The following is a 4,065-nucleotide window of genomic DNA, read 5'->3' on the forward strand; positions in this document are numbered from 1 at the left end:
GGCGTGCGCTAGGGCCGCCCGCAGGAGTGCATCGAGGTGACGGACGGCCAGCACGCCGCGTCCGCAGCTCGGTACCGCTGACCCGGAGCCGGCGGGGGGGCGCCCGACGCGCGGCCGGCGACCCCCGCGCCGCTCGGTCAGACCAGTTCCCGCTTGAGGATCTTGCTGGTCGCGGTCATCGGCAGCGCGTCCCGGAACTCCACGATCCGCGGGTACTTGTATGCGGCCATGTTCTGCCTGCACCAGCCCACCAGTGCTTCCTCGGTCACCGTGGCGTGGGGCTTTCGGACGACATACGCCTTCACCTCTTCCCCGTGACGCTCGTCCGGCACGCCCACCACGGCGGCGAGGGAGACGTCGGGGTGGGTGAGCAGCACTTCCTCCAGTTCGCGCGGGTAGACGTTGAAGCCGCTGCGGATGATCAGGTCCTTGATGCGGTCGACGACGTAGAAGTAGCCGTCGGCGTCGCGGCGGCCGATGTCCCCGGTGTGGAACCAGCCCTGCGCGTCGATGGCTTCGGCCGTGGCCTCGGGCCGGTTCAGGTAGCCCTTCATCACGTTGTGCCCGCGCACCCAGATCTCACCGGGCTCGTCCGCCTCGCAGGCGCTGCCGTCCTTGCGGGCGACCTTCACCTCCACGCCCCAGACCGGCAGTCCGACCGAGCCCGGCTTGCGGGGCCGGTCGAGCCGGTTGAAGGTGACGGACGGACTGGTCTCGGACAGGCCATAGCCCTCCAGGATGGGTACCTTGAAGCGTTCCTCGAACGCCTTGAGCACCTCCCCCGGCAGCGCGGAGCCGCCGGAGATGCTGACCCGCAGGGTGTCGGCAATGCGCTCCAGGTCTCGGCGGTCCGCGGCTTCGTGACCAAGCAGAGCCCAGTACATGGTGGGTACGCCGGCGAAGAACGTGACGCCCTCGCGCACCATCGTCTCCACCGCGGCACCGGCGTCGAAGCGCGGCATCAGCACGACCGTCGCGCCGCCGGCGAACGCCGCGTTGAGCTGCACCGTCTGGCCGAAGGAGTGGAACAACGGCAGGACCAGCAGCAGGACGTCGTCCGGGCCCAGGCCGAACTGGCGGGTGGCCATCAGGGCGTTGTGGACCATGTTGCTGTGGGTCAGCTCCGCGCCCTTGGGCAGTCCGGTCGTGCCGCTGGTGTAGAGCACAACGGCGGTGTCCGTCTCGCCGGTACGGGCGGTGTCCTCACCGGGCGGACGCCCGCGGGTGAACTCGGCGAGCGTCAGTACCCCGTCGGCCCGGTCCGCGACGTGCGGATCGGCCGTGATCACGACGAAGAGCTCGCAGCCCTGCACCCCCTCGAACGCCGCCCGTCCCTCCCGCCCCATCGGCAGCTCACGACTGCCCTCAAAGCAGAAGTACGCCTTCGCTCCGGAGTCCTCCAAGTGGTAGGCGATCTCCCGCTCGGTGAGCAGGATGTTGAGCGGCACGACGGCCGCACCCGCCTTCAGCGCACCGAAGTAGACGAGGGGAAAGGCGAGGACGTTGGGACAGCTCAGAGCGACCCGGTCGCCGGGGCCCACGCCGTGGGCGACCAGAGCCGCCGCGATGCGGTCGGCGGCGGCCTCCACCTCGGCATAGGTCATCCGGGTGTCGCCGAGGACCAGCGCCTCACGGTCGGGTTGTCTGCGCGCGGTGTCCTCCAGGACGACAGCCAGATTGAGCATGAGGGTTCTCCTGTGTGGGTGGGTTGGTGTCGCACCGCGCAGGAGGAGATCTCGGGCAGCATCGACCGGCGCGGCACTGTGGTGGGGCAGGGCCCACCAAGGGCGGCACGCCCGGGCCAGGGAATCGTCCGCGCGCCGGGCGACGGCACCGTGCGTCCGCGGCTGCAGCGACACAGGCGGTCCGGCCACGCGGGTCACGCCGCGCGGTCAGAGTTGCCGCGGAGTGCCGAAGCCGCGGGATCCGACGGCCCGGCGTTGCCGGGGCCAACACCGGAACCGGTGCTGCGGCGGGTGCCCGACCCTTGGCGACGACGTGCCGGTGCGGGCTGCGGACGGGCCCACCGGCCGCCGGGGCGGCAACGGGGACAGGGGCCGCCCTGCCGGCAGTTCGCCGGCCCGCCGTCCCGGCCGGAGCGTTCGGCGCGGGCGGCTCAGCGCGCCGACTGCGCCACGTCGGCCACCAGGCGCTTGGCCAGTCGCTCGGAGGACGTCGGGTTCTGGCCGGTGTAGAGGTTGCGGTCGACCACGACGTGCGGGAGCAGCGGCAGGCGCGCCTTGACGTAGTCGGCGCCGCCCTCGCGCAGGCGGTCCTCCAGCAGCCATTCGGCGCGGCGACCGAAGCTGTTGAGCCGCTCCTCCCGGTTGGACAGGGCCGTCATCCGGTACCCGGCGAACGGCCACGAGCCGTCCTCGTTCCGCGCGGCGAGCGCGGCGGCGGGCGCGTGGCACAGCAGCGCCAGCGGCTTGCCCGAGCGGAGCACCCGGGTGATCAGTGCGCCGGAGACCGGGTCGACCGCGAGGTCCTCCATCGGGCCGTGTCCGCCCGGGTAGAACACCACGTCGAAGGCGTCCGGGTCGATGGCCGCCAGGTTCTCGGGGTTGTCCAGCTCGGCCTGGATCGAGTCCAGGTACCGGGCGACCTCGCGCAGCTTGGACGGCAGGCCGGCGGTGCGCCCCATGCTCAGCCGGTCCAGGGTCGGCGCCTTCCCGCCCGGGGTCGCGATCGTGACGTCCCACCCGGCCTCGGTGAAGATCTTGTGCGGCGTCGCCAGTTCCTCACCCCAGAACCCCGACGGGTGCACTTCTCCGTTCTTCAGCGTCCAGCGATCTGCGGCGGACACGACGAAGAGGACCTTGGTCATCTCCCTCTCCCTCTCTTCTGCGACTCTTACCTACAACAGAGTATGCCACATGTGGCACAGACTGCCAGGTTTGGCACTGGTAACCTGTTCGCATGAGGGAGAACACCACCAAGCCTGGCCTGCGCCTGCGGACCCGCCAGGCCGTCACGGAAGCCCTGGCCGACACGGCCATCGAGCTGTTCGACACCTCCGGCTTCGACGAGGTGACCGTCGCCGACATCGCAACCGCCGCGGGAATCTCCCAGCGGAGCTTCTTCCGCTACTTCGCCAACAAGGAGGACGTGGTTTTCGGCGACCGCATCCCCGACGCCGAGGACGTCCGCGACGAACTGCGCCGCCACCTCGCGGAGCTCCCCGCCTGGGAAGCGCTGCGCGCCACCTTCCGGGCCGCGGCCGACCAGATGGACGCCGACGCCGGCCGGTGGCAGCAGGCGGTTCGGGTCATCTGCCACACGCCGGCCCTGCGGGCGCGCTACCTGGAGAAGCATCTGGCCTGGACCGACGCCCTGGTCCCCGAGATCACCTCCCGGATCGGCTCCGGTGGCCCCGACACCGGGCTGCGGGCGCAGACCATGGTCAACACCGCGTCGAGCTGCTTCGACGTCGCCATCAACCGCTGGTCCGACCACGCGCCGGGCGAGTCCCTCGCCGCCCTGGTCGACCAGGTCTTCGGCTTCGTGCAGATCCCCGACACGCGATTGGACGCCCCGTGACCGCGCTCGACCCGCGCACGCTCGACGCACTGACCCGCGCCCGCTACGTCAGCCTCACCACCTTCCGCAAGGACGGCACCCCCGTCGCCACCCCGGTGTGGCACGTCGTGGAGGGCGGGCTGCTGTACGTCTGGACCGAGGCCGACTCCTGGAAGGTCAAGCGGCTGCGCCGCGACCCGTGCGCGAAGGTCGTGGTCTGCGACGTCCGCGGCCGGATCGAGCCCGGCGCCGCGGAGGCGACCGGCACCGGCCGGGTCCTCGACTTCGAGGGCAAGGAGAGGGTCCGCCGCCTGCTGGGCCGCAAGTACCTGATGGCCCGGCTGGGCAACATCCTCGCCACCGTGACCGGCCGGCGCCGCCGCCGGCCCATCGTCGCGCTGGAGATCAGCTTCTGATCGACGTGATCCGCCCCCGTGCCCGCCTCGACAAACAGGCGGGCACGGGGGCGAATCCCGTCAGGGGCAGGCGCTCGCCCACCCCCCTGGGGCCCGCGGAATCGAAAACCCGCGCGCCCGGTCGGGCGAG

4 protein-coding genes are annotated in these 4,065 nt (G+C 71.5%); 2 read left to right on the top strand and 2 right to left on the bottom strand.

Translation table 11 applies throughout. The annotated features are described in order from the left end of the window. Window positions 1-137: 137 nt before the first annotated feature. Together ACFV0G_RS36410 and ACFV0G_RS36415 are read right to left on the bottom strand one after the other, a co-directional pair. Window positions 138-1,685: a long-chain fatty acid--CoA ligase gene (locus ACFV0G_RS36410; protein ID WP_380557171.1), complete on the bottom strand. Its 1,548-nt coding sequence runs from the start codon at window positions 1,683-1,685 to the stop codon at window positions 138-140. Window positions 1,686-2,116: 431 nt separating this feature from the next. Beyond that, on the bottom strand, window positions 2,117-2,827 hold the full coding sequence (locus ACFV0G_RS36415; RefSeq protein WP_380557173.1) for a type 1 glutamine amidotransferase domain-containing protein: 711 nt from the start codon (window positions 2,825-2,827) through the stop codon (window positions 2,117-2,119). Between the two features lie 92 nt (window positions 2,828-2,919). Here ACFV0G_RS36415 and ACFV0G_RS36420 point away from each other — a divergent pair, with 92 nt between their 5' ends. Together ACFV0G_RS36420 and ACFV0G_RS36425 are read left to right on the top strand one after the other, a co-directional pair. Beyond that, window positions 2,920-3,540: a TetR family transcriptional regulator gene (locus ACFV0G_RS36420; protein ID WP_380557175.1), complete on the top strand. Its 621-nt coding sequence runs from the start codon at window positions 2,920-2,922 to the stop codon at window positions 3,538-3,540. Further along, window positions 3,537-3,935, top strand: a complete 399-nt coding sequence (locus tag ACFV0G_RS36425; protein WP_380557177.1) for a PPOX class F420-dependent oxidoreductase — start codon at window positions 3,537-3,539, stop codon at window positions 3,933-3,935. Before ACFV0G_RS36420 ends, ACFV0G_RS36425 begins: the two co-directional genes overlap by 4 nt. Window positions 3,936-4,065: the final 130 nt, after the last annotated feature.

Source organism: Kitasatospora sp. NPDC059571 (genome assembly GCF_042735675.1).
GTDB lineage: Bacteria > Actinomycetota > Actinomycetes > Streptomycetales > Streptomycetaceae > Kitasatospora.

Coding starts and splice junctions, on each gene's coding strand:
- ACFV0G_RS36410 (WP_380557171.1), bottom strand. CDS start 1,685: ATGCTCAATCTGGCTGTCGTCCTGGAGGACACCGCGCGCAGACAACCC.
- ACFV0G_RS36415 (WP_380557173.1), bottom strand. CDS start 2,827: ATGACCAAGGTCCTCTTCGTCGTGTCCGCCGCAGATCGCTGGACGCTG.
- ACFV0G_RS36420 (WP_380557175.1), top strand. CDS start 2,920: ATGAGGGAGAACACCACCAAGCCTGGCCTGCGCCTGCGGACCCGCCAG.